At 59.8% G+C, this 13,555-nt stretch carries 16 protein-coding genes; 5 read left to right on the top strand and 11 right to left on the bottom strand.

Annotation, left to right across the window (positions count from 1 at the left end; all coding sequences use genetic code 11):
• Positions 1–250 precede the first annotated feature (250 nt).
• The 4 genes from CUU80_RS06710 to CUU80_RS06695 form a co-directional block, all read right to left on the bottom strand.
• Positions 251–1,291 carry a glucose-6-phosphate dehydrogenase assembly protein OpcA gene (locus tag CUU80_RS06710; RefSeq protein ID WP_100496542.1) on the bottom strand — a complete coding sequence of 347 codons (1,041 nt, stop codon included), beginning with the start codon at positions 1,289–1,291 and terminating at the stop codon, positions 251–253.
• On the bottom strand, positions 1,288–2,826 hold the full coding sequence (gene zwf / locus CUU80_RS06705) for a glucose-6-phosphate dehydrogenase (protein ID WP_100496541.1): 1,539 nt from the start codon (positions 2,824–2,826) through the stop codon (positions 1,288–1,290). The genes CUU80_RS06710 and zwf overlap by 4 nt, the downstream gene beginning before the upstream one ends.
• 806 nt (positions 2,827–3,632) lie before the next feature.
• Positions 3,633–4,460: a phage major capsid protein gene (locus CUU80_RS06700; RefSeq protein WP_100496540.1), complete on the bottom strand. Its 828-nt coding sequence runs from the start codon at positions 4,458–4,460 to the stop codon at positions 3,633–3,635.
• 159 nt (positions 4,461–4,619) lie between these two features.
• Positions 4,620–5,138 (bottom strand): hypothetical protein, encoded by a 519-nt coding sequence (locus tag CUU80_RS06695; protein ID WP_100496539.1) that lies wholly within the window; start codon positions 5,136–5,138, stop codon positions 4,620–4,622.
• A gap of 96 nt (positions 5,139–5,234) precedes the next feature.
• On the opposite strand from CUU80_RS06695, the gene CUU80_RS06690 reads away from it, so the two are divergent.
• Positions 5,235–5,489 (top strand): hypothetical protein, encoded by a 255-nt coding sequence (locus CUU80_RS06690; protein ID WP_100496538.1) that lies wholly within the window; start codon positions 5,235–5,237, stop codon positions 5,487–5,489.
• 19 nt (positions 5,490–5,508) lie between these two features.
• On the opposite strand, the gene CUU80_RS06685 is transcribed toward CUU80_RS06690, so the two are convergent.
• From CUU80_RS06685 to CUU80_RS06655, 7 genes are all read right to left on the bottom strand, one after another.
• Entirely contained in the window at positions 5,509–5,961 is a 453-nt protein-coding gene (locus CUU80_RS06685) for a hypothetical protein (protein ID WP_100496537.1), read from the bottom strand.
• Between the two features lie 87 nt (positions 5,962–6,048).
• Positions 6,049–6,243, bottom strand: a complete 195-nt coding sequence (locus CUU80_RS06680; protein WP_100496536.1) for a hypothetical protein — start codon at positions 6,241–6,243, stop codon at positions 6,049–6,051.
• Between the two features lie 17 nt (positions 6,244–6,260).
• The gene (locus tag CUU80_RS06675; RefSeq protein WP_100496535.1) at positions 6,261–6,512 is read right to left on the bottom strand and encodes a hypothetical protein; all 252 of its coding nucleotides are present in this window, start codon (positions 6,510–6,512) and stop codon (positions 6,261–6,263) included.
• A gap of 232 nt (positions 6,513–6,744) precedes the next feature.
• On the bottom strand, positions 6,745–8,187 hold the full coding sequence (locus CUU80_RS06670) for an AAA family ATPase (protein WP_243388679.1): 1,443 nt from the start codon (positions 8,185–8,187) through the stop codon (positions 6,745–6,747).
• Positions 8,175–8,429: a hypothetical protein gene (locus CUU80_RS06665; protein WP_133119402.1), complete on the bottom strand. Its 255-nt coding sequence runs from the start codon at positions 8,427–8,429 to the stop codon at positions 8,175–8,177. The genes CUU80_RS06670 and CUU80_RS06665 overlap by 13 nt, the downstream gene beginning before the upstream one ends.
• Positions 8,430–8,505: 76 nt before the next feature.
• Positions 8,506–8,832, bottom strand: coding sequence for a hypothetical protein (locus CUU80_RS06660; RefSeq protein WP_100496533.1), 327 nt, complete (start codon positions 8,830–8,832; stop codon positions 8,506–8,508).
• Complete coding sequence (locus CUU80_RS06655) at positions 8,829–9,032, bottom strand: helix-turn-helix transcriptional regulator (protein WP_100496532.1); 204 nt, start codon at positions 9,030–9,032, stop codon at positions 8,829–8,831. Before CUU80_RS06655 ends, CUU80_RS06660 begins: the two co-directional genes overlap by 4 nt.
• A 127-nt stretch (positions 9,033–9,159) precedes the next feature.
• Here CUU80_RS06655 and CUU80_RS10670 point away from each other — a divergent pair, with 127 nt between their 5' ends.
• The 4 genes from CUU80_RS10670 (at position 9,160) to CUU80_RS06640 (ending at position 13,525) form a co-directional block, all read left to right on the top strand.
• Positions 9,160–9,846 (top strand): hypothetical protein, encoded by a 687-nt coding sequence (locus tag CUU80_RS10670; protein ID WP_133119401.1) that lies wholly within the window; start codon positions 9,160–9,162, stop codon positions 9,844–9,846.
• A 224-nt stretch (positions 9,847–10,070) separates the two neighbouring features.
• Complete coding sequence (locus tag CUU80_RS06650) at positions 10,071–11,000, top strand: tyrosine-type recombinase/integrase (RefSeq protein WP_207760095.1); 930 nt, start codon at positions 10,071–10,073, stop codon at positions 10,998–11,000.
• A 434-nt stretch (positions 11,001–11,434) separates the two neighbouring features.
• Positions 11,435–12,328, top strand: a complete 894-nt coding sequence (locus CUU80_RS11110; protein WP_165775870.1) for a tyrosine-type recombinase/integrase — start codon at positions 11,435–11,437, stop codon at positions 12,326–12,328.
• 345 nt (positions 12,329–12,673) lie between these two features.
• Positions 12,674–13,525, top strand: coding sequence for a tyrosine-type recombinase/integrase (locus tag CUU80_RS06640; RefSeq protein WP_100496529.1), 852 nt, complete (start codon positions 12,674–12,676; stop codon positions 13,523–13,525).
• Positions 13,526–13,555 lie beyond the last annotated feature (30 nt).

The following is a 13,555-nucleotide window of genomic DNA, read 5'->3' as shown; positions in this document are numbered from 1 at the left end:
TGGTGTCGGCGGAGATGTCCTACGCACAACGGTAATGAAATCAATGGTTTTCGATTTTGTGCGAGCCCAAATCAGCGATTATGCCGATTCTGCACTGTCGTGCGGTCTGCTGCATCAATCAAAACGTTGGCAATAAGCCATTTTTGTTGTGTGGTGTTGTGACTGTGGATGCAAATGTGCCGCACTATTCGCCGTTATAAGAGCAATCGACGAATAGTGCGGCAATCCAGTTGCATTTGCTGAAAATGGCTTAGTGACGGATCAGATCCCAGCCCTCATTGATGACTTCGGCGTAGATCTCATCCGGGTCGATGCGGCGCAACTCCTCGGTCAAGCAGTCTTCGATGGTGCGCATCGGTACGGAAATCGTCTGCGGTGCCTGTCCCGGCATCGAAATCAGAGCCTGATCCTCGTACGGGCGTTCCAGCGATACCACACCGTCCGCGCGTGTCAGGTACACGCCGGTCACCGCTTCGGCGTCCGGCTCGAATTCGGTTTCAACCGGCACGTTAAGCTTCAGTCGCAGCCACGCGCACAGCATCTCCATCGGCAGGAATTCCGCCTTGCCAGTTACCTTGACCGCAGTGATTGGCAGGTGCGGCGGCTGGTCGAGCATCGCGGCGAGCATGGCACGCCAGACGGTCAGTCGCGTCCAAGAAAGATCGATGTCTTCCGGAGTCCAGTTGCGGCGCAGTCGCTCGATCGTAGCCTCGGGATTCGTGGAATGCAGGGCGTCGGTGATGCGGCTACGGGCCATCGCACCCATCAGATCCTTGGCCGGGTTCGACGGCGGAGTCGTCGGCCACCAAGCCACAACTGGTGCATCCGGTACCAGCAGCGGGATGACAAGCGTATCAGGATGGTTGATGAGTCCACCGCGCGGGCGCAGGATGATGATCTCGCCGGCACCGGCATCCGCGCCGAATCGGACCTGTGCGTCCAGATTGGAATCGTTCGGATCGGTGGGACCATCGGTCAGATCGACTGCCGGGTTGTCGCGATTCGCGGCGACTTCGGCGGCGACTTCGGCCGCGTTCGGCTCGTTGCCGGCGGTGCCGTTTGCGCCGTCCGCCGGACGGTACTCACGATTCGGCACGATGGCGATTACGCGGCACGGATGCTCGCGGCTTGCCGAATTGGCGACTTCCAGCGCATGCTCAAGATTGTCGTCATCCGTGGCGATGAGCAGCGTCAGCACTCGTCCGGTGGCTGATTCGCCGCGCTCCTCGTGCAGCTGCTCGATTTTGTGCGCGATCTCACGGGTGCGCGTATTGGGCATATCGATGATCATGGCATCCTCCAGTGGCGTCCTTCACGCGCCAGCATCTCATCGGCTTCGGCCGGTCCCCAAGTGCCGGCGCGGTAAGGCTGTGGCTGGCCGAGTGTGGACCAGAACTCTTCGATCGGGTCGAGAATCTCCCAGCTGAGGTTCACTTCCTCAGTGGTCGGGAACAGCGGCGGATCGCCCAACAGTACGTCCAGAATCAGTCGCTCATATGCTTCCGGCGAGTTCTCGGTGAATGAACGGCCGTAACTGAAGTCCATGTTGACATCACGGACCTCCATCGTCGAGCCGCCCGGCACTTTGGCACCGAATCGCATGGTTACGCCCTCGTCCGGCTGCACGCGAATCACGATGGCGTTCTTGCCGAGCTCACGTACGGCGGTCTGTTCGAACGGCAGGTGAGGGGCGCGCTTGAAGACCACGGCGATTTCGGTTACGCGCTTGCCCAGACGTTTGCCGCAGCGCAGGTAGAATGGCACACCGGCCCAACGGCGGGTGTCGATGTCAAGGCGAATTGCGGCGTACGTTTCAGTGGTGGACTTGGGGTCGATGCCCTTTTCCTCCAGATAGCCGACGACCTCATGCGAGCCTTGCCAGCCTTTGGCATACTGGCCTCGCGCGGTATTGGCGGCGAGGTCTTTCGGCAAGCGGACGGCGGAGAGCACCTTGGTTTTTTCGGCCGTCAGATCCTTGGCAGTGAAGCTTACCGGCTCTTCCATGGCCGTGAGTGCCATCAGCTGCAACAAGTGGTTCTGGATGACATCGCGTGCGGCACCGATACCGTCGTAGTATCCGGCGCGGCCGCCGATGCCGATGTCCTCGGCCATGGTGATCTGCACGTGGTCCACGTAGTTGGCATTCCAGATCGGCTCGTACATCGCGTTCGCGAATCGCAGGGCCAGCAGATTCTGCACGGTTTCCTTGCCGAGGTAATGGTCGATGCGGAACACCGAATTCGGGTCGAACACCTCGGAAACCACGCTGTCGAGCTCCTTGGCGCTGGCCAGATCGTGACCGAACGGCTTTTCGATGATCACGCGACGCCATGCGCCTTCGCTCGAACGAGACAGGCCGGAGGCCGCCAACTGCTTGGAAACGACCGGGAAGGCGCGCGGCGGTACCGACATGTAGAAGGCGTGGTTGCCGCGCGTGCCGCGGTCGCGATCAAGCTCCTGCACGGTGGCGCTCAGCCGCTCGAAGGCTTCGGGATCGTCAAAGGTGCCCTGCACGAAGCGGATGCCTTTGGCGAGGTTTTCCCATGTCGATTCCTTGAACGGCGTACGGCAGCGGGCTTTGACGGCGGTTTTCACGAAGTCGATGAAATGCTCCTGCGTCCAGTCGCGGCGGGCGAAGCCGGTCAGGCCGAAGCTCGGCGGCAACAGGCCGCGGTTGGCGAGGTCGTAAACGGCCGGAAGTAGCTTTTTCTGCGCCAGATCACCCGTGACGCCAAAGATGACGAGGCTGCACGGGCCGGCGATGCGAGGCAATCGCAGATCGCGCGAGTCGCGTAGTGGATTGCTCCATGCGTTGGATTCACTCATGGTGCCCAGCCTAGTCTGTAGGGCCCATGATTCGCTAGAGGCGATATACGATATGGGCCGTCCGAGACCGCTGGATGATGCGAGATGTGTCACATTGAGAGGCGGGCCGGATGATTGGTGAAACGGTAGACGTGCGGTGGCGGGTATCGGCGCTTATGTTGTCTCGCGGTGCTTGATGTGGCGGTCGACTGACATGCAAAAACCCTTGGAATCGTTGAGATTCCAAGGGTTTACTTGTGCCCCCCGTGGGATTCGAACCCACAACCCACGACGTTTAAAACGTCCTATATCACTGGTTATTGCTGGGTATCGATGTATATCAAACCTGAATAATTCCAATGCATTAGGCGACTTCGAGTAGTTGCGTTTGCCATTAAATGTGCTGGGTAATTGCTGGGTTCGGGCTAATCTTGGTTTAGGCCGTCGTTTGTCCGTTTTCTTTTTGTTTGGGTTTCGGGCTGGTTCGTGAGTCGGCGGCCTTCATGCTTGTCGGTGGCGTATTGTGCCTATCCTTGTTGTTGTGGCAATCACAATAGTTGGGTGGTGTTCCGTCAGTAGTGGTGATGGTATTGCAGCCGTGGCGTTGGCTGTGATGGTTGGCGGGTGCCGCCGCGAAGGGGAAGGAGGGTGAAAGCCCTTCGCGGCGTCCTGCGCCACGGCCGGTGTGAAACCAACGGGAAACCGGTCTTACTTACACGCGGACGTTTTTTCCAAAAAGGCTGCGGAACGATCCAGCGTCAGAACTAGAGTCGCCGCGGCCCCCGCGTTTTGCCGGGGTACCCTCCCCCGGGGGGGAGGGTGTCGGCCTACTTGGTGGTGAAGGTGATCTTGGCGATTTTGGCGGGGTCGGTGTATCCCATGCCGATGCGTCCGGTGACGCGGATGATGAGGCTGTCGCGGCGGAAGGCGTCTCCGTCTCCCACGTCGGCGCGTATGTCGCTCATGGCCACGAGGATCGTGGAGGAATCCACGATGATTGCGGTGTCTGCGGGTGCCGCGCTGTTGACGACTACCGGGATACCGAACAGTCCCGATGCGGGTGTGTTGGCTACCTCCGGTGCGATGAGGCCGCGTCCGTCCGTTCCCTTGACCTTGAGGAGTTTTGCCCAGGTGGAGAAGTTCATGATGATGGCGGTCGGGCTGGCGTTGTGGTCGGCCACGCCGGCGATGCCGTCGAGTATCGGGTCGGTGCCGTATGCTCCGGTGATTTCGGTCAGGCCGTGCGTGTGCGCGATGCCGGGGCCGCTGGTGGTCTCGGTCTTCTTGTCGATGAGCAGGCTGTCGAGCTTGCGGGTGACGGCGCGGCGCGAGGCGTCGGTGATGCTGCCGGATGTTTGCGCGTTGGTGTAGGCCTCGCGGCTCACCTCGCATACCATGCCGACTTTGACGGTGCGCACCACCACTTCGGAGAGTGCGGGTGCGCTTTCGGGGATGGTCTGGCCCTCGCCGGTGACGGTGGCTTCGGGATCCTTGCCGATGATGGGGAGGCGGATGGCCGGCGCGTCGCCTTCGATGGTGCCCGCGAGCGTGCATACGCGCGTGTCGAGCGCGAGGGCTTCGGGCACTGCCTCCTGCACTGGCACGATGCTGTCGGGGCGGAAGGCGTTGGCGGCTGCGAGTGTGGTTGTGGTCATGTGTTTCCTCTTTCCGTGCGTCCTTGCGCGGATATGAGAAAGGCGCGGACGCACACTAAGGCTGTGGTTAGTGTTGGTGCGTCCGCGCCGGGCGGCTCGCGGAGTCCGCCTCAAGCGGCTCTCCTAATTGATAATGATAACACTTCTCGGTGACTGCGGTCAGTGCCGGATCAGTGCGTTTTGCAGCCTGTCGCCTCCGGTGCGGCCGATGGGATGCGGGGCGGACTGGCTCAGGATTTCCTTTACCGAGTCCGGCAGTCCCGCGCCGAGATATGGTTTGGTCTTGAGAAGGCCGCGCACATCGGCATCGAGCTTGTCGTGGTCGAGATTGCCTTGGTCGTCATACATGCTTTCTACATCGAGCATGTCGATCACGTCGTCAATGGCGCTCTTCTGCACACGGTCGAAAACGCTCTCGTGGCGAAGGCTGAGACGCCTTGCCGCGTCGAGACGGCCTTGCATGGCTGCGAGCTGCTGCGCGAGCTGGTCGCGTTGGCTTTCGGCCTCCTGCGCGCGCGTCCTGAGCTTCGCGGCCTCGCTTCGCGCCGATTTCAACGCGAGTTCCGGGTCGGTCGGGTTCCTGTCCCCCCGCGTGCCGGCTTCGCCGGTCTGGGCGGTGTCCTTGCTTTCGGTGATGCGGCCTTGACTCATATCGGTCTCATTGCCCTGTTCGTTCATTGCTTGGACTCCTTCATGGTGCGGTTGAGTTCGTGCAGTTCGTCCGCGATGCGCCGCGACTGCTTGGCGATGGTTTCGAGATGGCGGGCCTGTCCGATGAGGGGGGCCCGTGGCGTGCGCGTCGAGCGTGCGGACGCTCAGCGCGATATCCTTGAAGATTTCCGTAATCATGGTTTCACTCCTCCGTGGTCTGTTTCGCTGGTTGACGGTGTTGAGCTTGCGTTCGAGTCGTCTGGTGCGGCCGCGTTCCGCCTTGAGCCTGCGGCGCGTCCGGTTGAGCTGGCCGGTCAGGTTCCTGATCTCGGCTCGCAGCGTTTCGGCCTGCGCGTGGGCCTTCGCCTCGGCCAATGATGCGGCGGCTTCCGGGTCGTCAGCGAGCATCATGGGCGTCCCCCAGAAGCTGCATGATCTTGGTTTCGAGTTCCGTCACCTGATCCGTGGACGGTTCCGGCTGACCGTGCTCGTAGGCGTAGGACATCAGGACGATGGCGGCGGCGGTCCGGTATCCGGCCGATACGGGGATTCCCTCGTGTCCGGGGTCGTTCACGATTTCGAGATAGGCGTAAGCCTCGGGATCGCGGCCGTCCGTGAACCGGTAGACGTTCTCCGTGAGCATGACCCCGAGCGCGGGGCCTCCGGGCGGGTCGAGCACGCTCACACCCCCGGTCACGCTCACGGCGCGCGCCCAATCGTCGTTCCCGTTGCATGTCCAAACGTCCGCGTCGGACGCCCACAGCGGGAACGACGTGGCGGCCGCCGGGTCGATGGCGGTCGGGTCGGGCCTCTCGGCGTGGTCCGGTGGTTCAATGGTTGCGGCAGTCATGTTGATTGCCTTCCTTTCCGCACTCCGTGAGTGCTGTCTGGGTGGCGGCGCTGTGTTGTGGAAGACTTGAGCGCCGCCGTTTTCCTGTTATTTCTCGATGCCGTATTGCTTGGCAACGTCTTCACGGCCCATGCTCCTCAGCGCTTGGGCGATCTGTTGGCGGCTGCCATGCACGGTCTCCAAGGTCAGGGCGGCGGTGCGGCCGTCCGGCATACGCACTTCGCCCATGTCCTTCTCTTCGCTGATCGTGCCGTCCGTGTTCGCATAAAGCCGGGTATCCATTCGTGTTTCCTTTCTGGTTAATCGAACAATGAGGGTTGTTCGTATTCGGGTAGTTCCACGTCCCTGCACAGTTCCGCGAGTTCGCATAATGGGCAGCTAACCTCGCTGGCCACCTCGCTCCGGTCGATGGCCCGTTGGGATGCGCCTATCTCGACCTCGCGGCCGCACATGGTGCGCGCCGTGCCGCCCTCGTGGTCCGCCCACCCGTCGAACCTGTGTACCGTGACGTTGATCCTCTGAGTGTCCCCGGTTTTCGTTTCCATGGTCATGTGTCCTTCCTTGGATGTCTTGCCGAAAAAGTGTCTACAGTGTCTACACGTTGGAATCATTGGGCTTTGAGTGTCTACATGGTGTCTACAAGCCGACGGGAGTGTAGTGAGTAGAAGACAACTTGACAAGGTGTCTTCCACTCGCGCTTCGCGCGCGGGGGTGTGAAAGTGAGAAGTAATGTGAGAAGTATTCAAAACCCTTATGGGAGTAGGGCTTAGATTACTTCTCTGATTACTTCTCACCTGAAGCAATAGGGGGTGAGAACTTCTCACTTGAGGGGTCGATCTCCGATACCGACCACACGCGCCTCACGCCCTTCCCTTTCCAATCGGGGTCTGGCACGCTGACCACCCACGGGGCCTTGGAGCGTTGGCGGGCGTTGCTGAGCTGCTTTTTCTCGTAGCCTTCGGCCTCCGCCGCCTTCTCGATATCCGCGAAACGGGTAGGTCCGTTCCGTGACAGGTATTCGACAAGCCAATCGATGACCTCGTTACCGCTCGCTCGCTCCTGATCTTGGCCGGTGACACTCACATTAGAGTTGATGACCTCATTCACGTTGCGTTCGGTGGGCATGAAACCGGTGATCTTCGGCACTCCGAACACGTGGCCGTCGTCGTCGGTCACGTCATGGGAGATAAGCCCATACGAGTACGAAGTGCCTTGGGCCTGCGTGTAGCTGGACTTGTCGATGGTCACGATGCAATCACCGTTATTGTCATCGCGCGCCACGAGCAGCAGCGAGCGAACCGCGTCGCGGAACGCATGGGAGCCGCTGATCTTGTCGCTGGCATACCCGCCGCCCTTGTTGAAATGCAGGATACCGAGAATGCTGATATCCAGCTCCTGAGCCATCTTCGCCAACGGGTCGAGCGCGGCGCGCACGTCGTCGCGCTTGTTCGTATCGCCACTCATGGCGCTGGTGATGGGGTCGATGATCCACAATCGGATATCGTTCTGGACGAACACGCCCTTGATCGTGTCGATATCGTCCGGCAGCCTCACGCCCGTGTCCGCGCCCTTGTCGCTCATGCTCAGGAAGAACACGCGATCAAGGTCCGCGTCTTCGGCTTCCAGCCTCATGCGCTGCATCGAGTCGTTATCCTCGATACCGCTCACGGCCACGTTGACCGGCTCGCCCTTCCAATCGCCCTCAAGCTGGCCCTTGGTGGCCAACGCCGCACGGTAGAGGCTGAGCGTGCTTTTGCTGACCCCGGCGCGCCCCGCGATCAGGGTAAGCACACCGACCGGCAGCATGGGATTGTCAAGGAACCGTGGAGCCTTCTTCTGTACGTCCGCGGCCTTCACCAACCAAGGCGAGCGGTTGGCCTCGGTGTGCGTGGATACCTGAGTGTTCCCGGTTTTTCCCTCGGAAACGCCTAAAGTCTGAAAAGTCTGTGAAGTCTGAGTGTTTCCAACGGCTCCCGCGTCTAAAGTCTGACGTGAAGTCTGAAAAGTCTGAACATCCCGAGAAGGCGTCATGCTCTGGACGGGAGACATAGAAGGACGCTTGCGCCTTCCCGCCTGTTCGTAGCGCCGACGCCATTCCGGGTCATGCTTCAGGGCCTTGTCTATAGGCGAGTCGTAGGTGGCCTTCACCACGGTCTCCACGTTCGACAACGTTTCGTCCGTCATGCGCCGTGTCTGCGGTGACGCCGCGATGGTCAGATGTCCCATAAGCTCACTCCCCTCCATGAAGACAACGGCTCGAACGGACGGCCGGACAAGTCGCGCGGGACGCCGTCGCCTGTGTGTTCGCCGCGCGGCTGATAGCCCGCAAGCAGCAGCGCCTGAGTTTGATTGAGTTGGCGAAGATACGAGTAATAACGTCCGAGGGCTTCGACGCTGGACATGAGACGCACTCCCCGAGCCTGACGATGCCGTATGAGGCGGCGGCGCATGTGATCGACAACAGCCATGCGCCACCGCACCCTGCGAGCATGGAAATGGTCAGCAGCAAGGCCGCGAGCCGGTAGAAAATCTTCTCGGGGTTGGTCATGACCGACCCTCTTCCATGTGTCGGTAGACGTAACGAAGCAACGCGCGGCGCGTGTAGATGGTCAGGCCGCTGACCGTGGTCTCATACTCGGGACCGACTCCGGCCTTCCGCCATTCCCTGAGCTGGGCAACCGACACGTTGAGCACCGAGGCGGCCACCGACTCAGCAGCCGTATGGGGCATGGCTAGGACCTCGGTCAACGTGTCGCGCGTGAAACGCGGTAGACTGGCCTCACGATTCGGCTCATTGCAAGGGGCTTGAATCATTTCCGGGGCCGTGGGTGCTGCAACACCTGCGGCCTTTTCCGTATCCATGTAGGTCATGCCGCCACCACCTTGTCGGTCTGAGCGGCTTCCCATTTCTCGACGTCCTCGGGACGCCACCGGACCGTGTTCCCAATTTTCACAGCTGGGGGCAGCTGCTCGGGGTGATAGCACCGGAGCCTGTAGATGGAACTCTCCGACTTTCCGTAACGCTGCGCGAGGTCAGAAACCTTGAGTAGCGGGCGGGGAGTGTTTGCCATGATTGCCTCATTTCTCGATGATATATCTCAAATGTTTGCCAACATCTGATATATCGCACCATACGCCGAACTTCATATGTTGGCAAAAACATGACTTATGTGGCGTGTCGTGGGTTAAGATGCGGTTATGACGAAATCATTAGTGCAGTTGCCGGAACCTTGGGAGGATGCTCCGTGGTCAGATGGCGGCGTTCCGCATGAGCTAAATGAATTGCGCTTTATTGACGAAAAACTTTTTGATAATTGGACTGGTGGGGCTCGTATTTCCACATGGCATAGAATGAGAAATAAATCAACCGGTGTCTATGTGATAATTCGGTTGAGTAGCAATGTTTCTCGTGATTCACATGGTGGAGTAGCTGTACCTGCTGGTTCTCCGGATGTGATTTTGTTCTGGTCGGAAAACCGTTTTTCATCGATTAGTGGGACTGATTTGCGTGATTTGCCGCTGAGTTCTATTTGTGCAGCATATTCATTTAATGATACAAGAATAAGTTTAAATAGGTCTTCTCTGTTGTGTGATGCATCTGTCCCAGATAAATACCGGCTTGATGGTGTGCGTCCTTATTTATCGCCAGATAATATACGTGGGTTTAATGTTCTAGCACCGTTGCCTTCTCGTTATTCCCGAAGACCTTGGTTTTATTCTTTGGTTGGACTACAGTTTGATGCACTTTACGACTTGAAATCAAGTGAAAATGTCGTTGATTTAATGGTGGGGATTAATCATCCGACTGCCAAATCTACTGTTCAAGGATGGATTACTCGTGCAAGAAAAATGGGGCTTTTGGCTCCTGCTAAGCGGGTGAGATGATGGCTAGGCCTCGTATTCCTATTGGCTCACACGGCAAGCTGTCCGAACCTGTGGAAAAGTCCCCCGGCAAATGGACTGTCTATTGTCGGGTGAGATTGCAGGATGGGTCATTCAAGCAGATAGAACGCACTCGGACGTCGAAAATCAAGGCGAGTATCGCGTGCGAGCAGGCAGCCACGGAACTAGGTTCGAAGCAGCTAGGCACCTTGTCTTCCGATATGCGCATGACGAACTTGGCTGACAGGTATCTTGCCGAGAAGCGTGAACTGCGATCCGTGGGTACGCTCACCGTCTATGAGAGCGTAGTGGAGAAGCATATCAAACCCGAGTTCAAGAACCTGACCATAGGTGAGGCGGATTCGCCGGAACGCCTGCAAGCGTATGTGAGGCGGGTGCAGAAGAAGCATGGGGCGGGTGCCGCGAAAAGTGTGCGCACCGTCCTGTCGGGCATGTTTGGCATGGCCGTAAGGAACGGTGCCATACCCCGCAACCCGGTGCGCGAGCTGGAAGGCATACGCAAAAAAGGCAAGGTCGGCTCCGACGCCATACCGCTTGAAGACGTGCCGTCGTTCCTCGATGCGGTGGAGGGCTGCACGTTCCTTCGGGAACGGGATGAAGTGGACTTGCTGAGGTTCCTGCTGGGCGTCGGGTTCCGCGCCGGCGAAGCGCTGGGCTTGTGCTGGGATATGGTCGATTTCCAAAACGGGAAGATAAGCGTGGAACGAATATCGAAGCGACAGCCCGGCAAGGGCATGTTCCTACAGGATCACCCCAAAACGGAAAAGTCCCGGCGTACCATCTCCGCGCCATTGTTCATCATGGACATGCTCAAACGCAGGCGTTCCACGGTGATAGCGACCCCTCAGGGTCTGGTGTTCCCCACGCCTGACGGTGCCATTATGGACGTGAACCTACTGGATAGGCACTTGCGCAAAGTGCGCAAAGGGCTGGGTTTTTCGTATATCACAAGCCATTCGTTCCGCAAGACGGTGGCAACTATGCTTGCCGATGCCGGCATGTCCAGCATGGACATAGCCGACTATCTGGGGCATTCGAAAGCCGAGATAACAGAGCGCGTCTATATCCAGCGCAATCGGAAAAGCAGCGAGGCGGCTGCGCTTATCGATGCGGCCTATTCCGGTGCAGCATCCTGAGAGTGCAGCAAGCAGGCTTTAGCAATGAATATGCTGGGTATCTGCTGGGTTTCGTCCTATTTATCCGATTGACGCTGATGTGAAAAAGCCTCGAAACCATTGAAAACATTGGTTTCGAGGCTTATCTTCCGTGCCCCCCGTGGGATTCGAACCCACAACCCACGAATTAAACGAATCGGATTCCGGTCATTCGATAGGGGCTTTCTTATGTTGTGAGACCAGTGTACAGCACTTGGAACCGTTGGGGTTTCAGCGGGACTGACCGGTCCCTTGAAAGCCCATACGGCCGTAGGCGACACGCCCGTCCTTTTAAGCTTTTATTTAAGCGGATTGGACGAGGGGTCGCCGGCGGCGCCTTCTGCGGGCGGTCCGGCATGGCGCCGTTCCCCGCGTCCGGCGCGGTTTGCCGGGGTCGCAAAAGGGAGAACGCGATCATGGAGTTCAAGGATCGCCGGCAACCGCCGGACAGTTGGATACCGTGGCTCGACCAGTGGGTCGCGGACATGCGCTTCCGCAATCTGAGCGAGCGGAGCATCGGATACTACTGGTACAAGATCACCGATCTGGCCAGGCTGACGAACAAGCCGCCGTGGCAGATCGTCCAGGCGGATCTCAAGTCGTACATCGTGCGCCCGCCGTCGAACGCGGCCCGCCGCTCGACGATGAACGCGGTGCGCAACTTCTTCGGCTGGGCCAAGAAGGCCGGCCTGCGCGCCGACAATCCGGCCGAGGACCTGCCGGCCATCAAGCGCGAGACCCGTCACAAGGTGCCGGCGCCGGAGACGGCCGTCGGTCAGGGGCTGCATGACGCCGACCGGCAGACCCGGCTCATGGTCATGCTCGCCGCCGAGGCCGGTCTGCGCCGCGCGGAGATCGCGATCGTGCGCCGCGAGGACGTGACCGAGGATCTGTCCGGCCGCAGTCTGATCGTGCACGGCAAGGGCGCGAAGGACAGGATCGTGCCGCTGACCGACGAGCTGGCCGACGCGATCCTCGCCTCGCCCAAGGGCTGGCTGTTTCCGCACGTCAGCGGCAAGGGGCCGGTGTGCGGCGATACCGTGTACCGCAGGATACAGCACGCGACCGGTTGTTCTCCGCACACGCTGCGCCACCGGTTCGCGACCGCCGCGTACATCAGCTCCGGCGGCGACATTCGCGCCGTGCAGGAACTTCTCGGCCATGAAAGCCTCGCCACCACGCAGGCTTACGTGACCGTCACCCCGCTCAACCTGCGTTCCGTGGTCAACTCCGTCAGGGAGTACGGCGAGGGCATGAACGTCGGGCAGGTCGTGTCCACCAATGGCGGAACAATGCCGGCTACGGAGTGACAACGTAAGCACAAACGATCTCTCCAAGTTACCAAAAGAGGCTTGGAGAGACCGTCGTTTCGTTAAACGATTAGATTTACCGATACCGTAAATGAACGGTAAACGCAGTCTGAACTTCCTGTGCAGGTGTGCGGCTGGAATGATTGTTAACGTTGTCATAAACGCGGTTCTACGCTACCGTCTTGTGCTTCGGGCTTGACGGAAAGGGACGAGTATGGCCAGCGATGGCCGGCCCGCTTCAAGGACGAACCAACCCATACGCGCCGCACCGCCGGCGACGACCAGATACCCGCACGTCTCTCCCTGACCACGTCGGCGTATCGGAAAGCAAGACGAGAGAACCCGATGAGCAAGAAGAACATGATGCCCGAACCGTGGAACGACTGGGTCGACGAATGGTCCGCGGATATGCGACTGCGCAGCTTGAGCGAGAACACCATCAATCTGCGCCGCTACCAGATCGGCGCGTTCGCCCGGCACACCGGCAAGCATCCCGGCGAGGTCACGGCCAGCGACATCCGCAAATGGCTCGGCCGCAAGGGACTGGGCAATGCGGCCAAACGCGGCGACCGATGCATGTTCTCCATGTTCTACGGCTGGGCGCAACGCAACGGGAAGCGTCTCGACAACCCCGTGGAGGGCATGCCGACCATCAAACGCGAACAGCGCAAGAAACGAGCCGCACCAGAACAGGCCGTCCTCATCGGCCGCGACAGCAGCGACCCGCGCACCCGGCTGATCATCATGCTCGCCGCCGACGCCGGCCTACGCCGCGCCGAAATCGCCCAAGTGCGCGGTGACGACCTGATCGATGACGAACTCGGCTGGAGCCTGATTGTCCACGGCAAAGGAGGCAAGGACCGCATCGTGCCGCTAAGCGACGAACTCGCCAGGGAGATCCGCCGCCGCGGCCCCGGCTGGCTATTCCCCGGCGAAAAGGGCTGCGACCACATCTGCGGCGACACCGTATACCGCCTCGTCAAGGACGCCACCGGGTACCCGCCACACTCCCTGCGTCGCAGGTTCGCCACGGCCGCGTACATCACCTCCAACGGCAATGTCATGGCCATCAAGGAACTGCTCGGCCACGAAAGCCTCGCCACCACGCAGGGCTACATCACCGTCAGCGGCCGCATGCTGCGCACCGTCATCGAACAGGCCCGCGGATACGAGGCGCGAGGAACGGGCGACGGATAGGCATTAAGGAGATTGGACGGCGATGCGCCA

Origin of the sequence: Bifidobacterium scaligerum (assembly GCF_002802865.1) — a bacterium.
GTDB classification, from domain to species: domain Bacteria; phylum Actinomycetota; class Actinomycetes; order Actinomycetales; family Bifidobacteriaceae; genus Bifidobacterium; species Bifidobacterium scaligerum.
This window is presented reverse-complemented; position numbering and strand designations above follow the sequence as displayed.

Coding starts and splice junctions, on each gene's coding strand:
- CUU80_RS06660 (WP_100496533.1), bottom strand. CDS start 8,832: ATGACCTACATGGATACGGAAAAGGCCGCAGGTGTTGCAGCACCCACG.
- CUU80_RS10670 (WP_133119401.1), top strand. CDS start 9,160: ATGACGAAATCATTAGTGCAGTTGCCGGAACCTTGGGAGGATGCTCCG.
- CUU80_RS11110 (WP_165775870.1), top strand. CDS start 11,435: ATGGAGTTCAAGGATCGCCGGCAACCGCCGGACAGTTGGATACCGTGG.
- zwf (WP_100496541.1), bottom strand. CDS start 2,826: ATGAGTGAATCCAACGCATGGAGCAATCCACTACGCGACTCGCGCGAT.
- CUU80_RS06695 (WP_100496539.1), bottom strand. CDS start 5,138: ATGAACGAACAGGGCAATGAGACCGATATGAGTCAAGGCCGCATCACC.
- CUU80_RS06655 (WP_100496532.1), bottom strand. CDS start 9,032: ATGGCAAACACTCCCCGCCCGCTACTCAAGGTTTCTGACCTCGCGCAG.
- CUU80_RS06690 (WP_100496538.1), top strand. CDS start 5,235: ATGAGGGGGGCCCGTGGCGTGCGCGTCGAGCGTGCGGACGCTCAGCGC.
- CUU80_RS06675 (WP_100496535.1), bottom strand. CDS start 6,512: ATGACCATGGAAACGAAAACCGGGGACACTCAGAGGATCAACGTCACG.
- CUU80_RS06700 (WP_100496540.1), bottom strand. CDS start 4,460: ATGACCACAACCACACTCGCAGCCGCCAACGCCTTCCGCCCCGACAGC.
- CUU80_RS06680 (WP_100496536.1), bottom strand. CDS start 6,243: ATGGATACCCGGCTTTATGCGAACACGGACGGCACGATCAGCGAAGAG.
- CUU80_RS06685 (WP_100496537.1), bottom strand. CDS start 5,961: ATGACTGCCGCAACCATTGAACCACCGGACCACGCCGAGAGGCCCGAC.
- CUU80_RS06650 (WP_207760095.1), top strand. CDS start 10,071: ATGACGAACTTGGCTGACAGGTATCTTGCCGAGAAGCGTGAACTGCGA.
- CUU80_RS06640 (WP_100496529.1), top strand. CDS start 12,674: ATGAGCAAGAAGAACATGATGCCCGAACCGTGGAACGACTGGGTCGAC.
- CUU80_RS06670 (WP_243388679.1), bottom strand. CDS start 8,187: ATGGGACATCTGACCATCGCGGCGTCACCGCAGACACGGCGCATGACG.
- CUU80_RS06665 (WP_133119402.1), bottom strand. CDS start 8,429: ATGGCTGTTGTCGATCACATGCGCCGCCGCCTCATACGGCATCGTCAG.
- CUU80_RS06710 (WP_100496542.1), bottom strand. CDS start 1,291: ATGATCATCGATATGCCCAATACGCGCACCCGTGAGATCGCGCACAAA.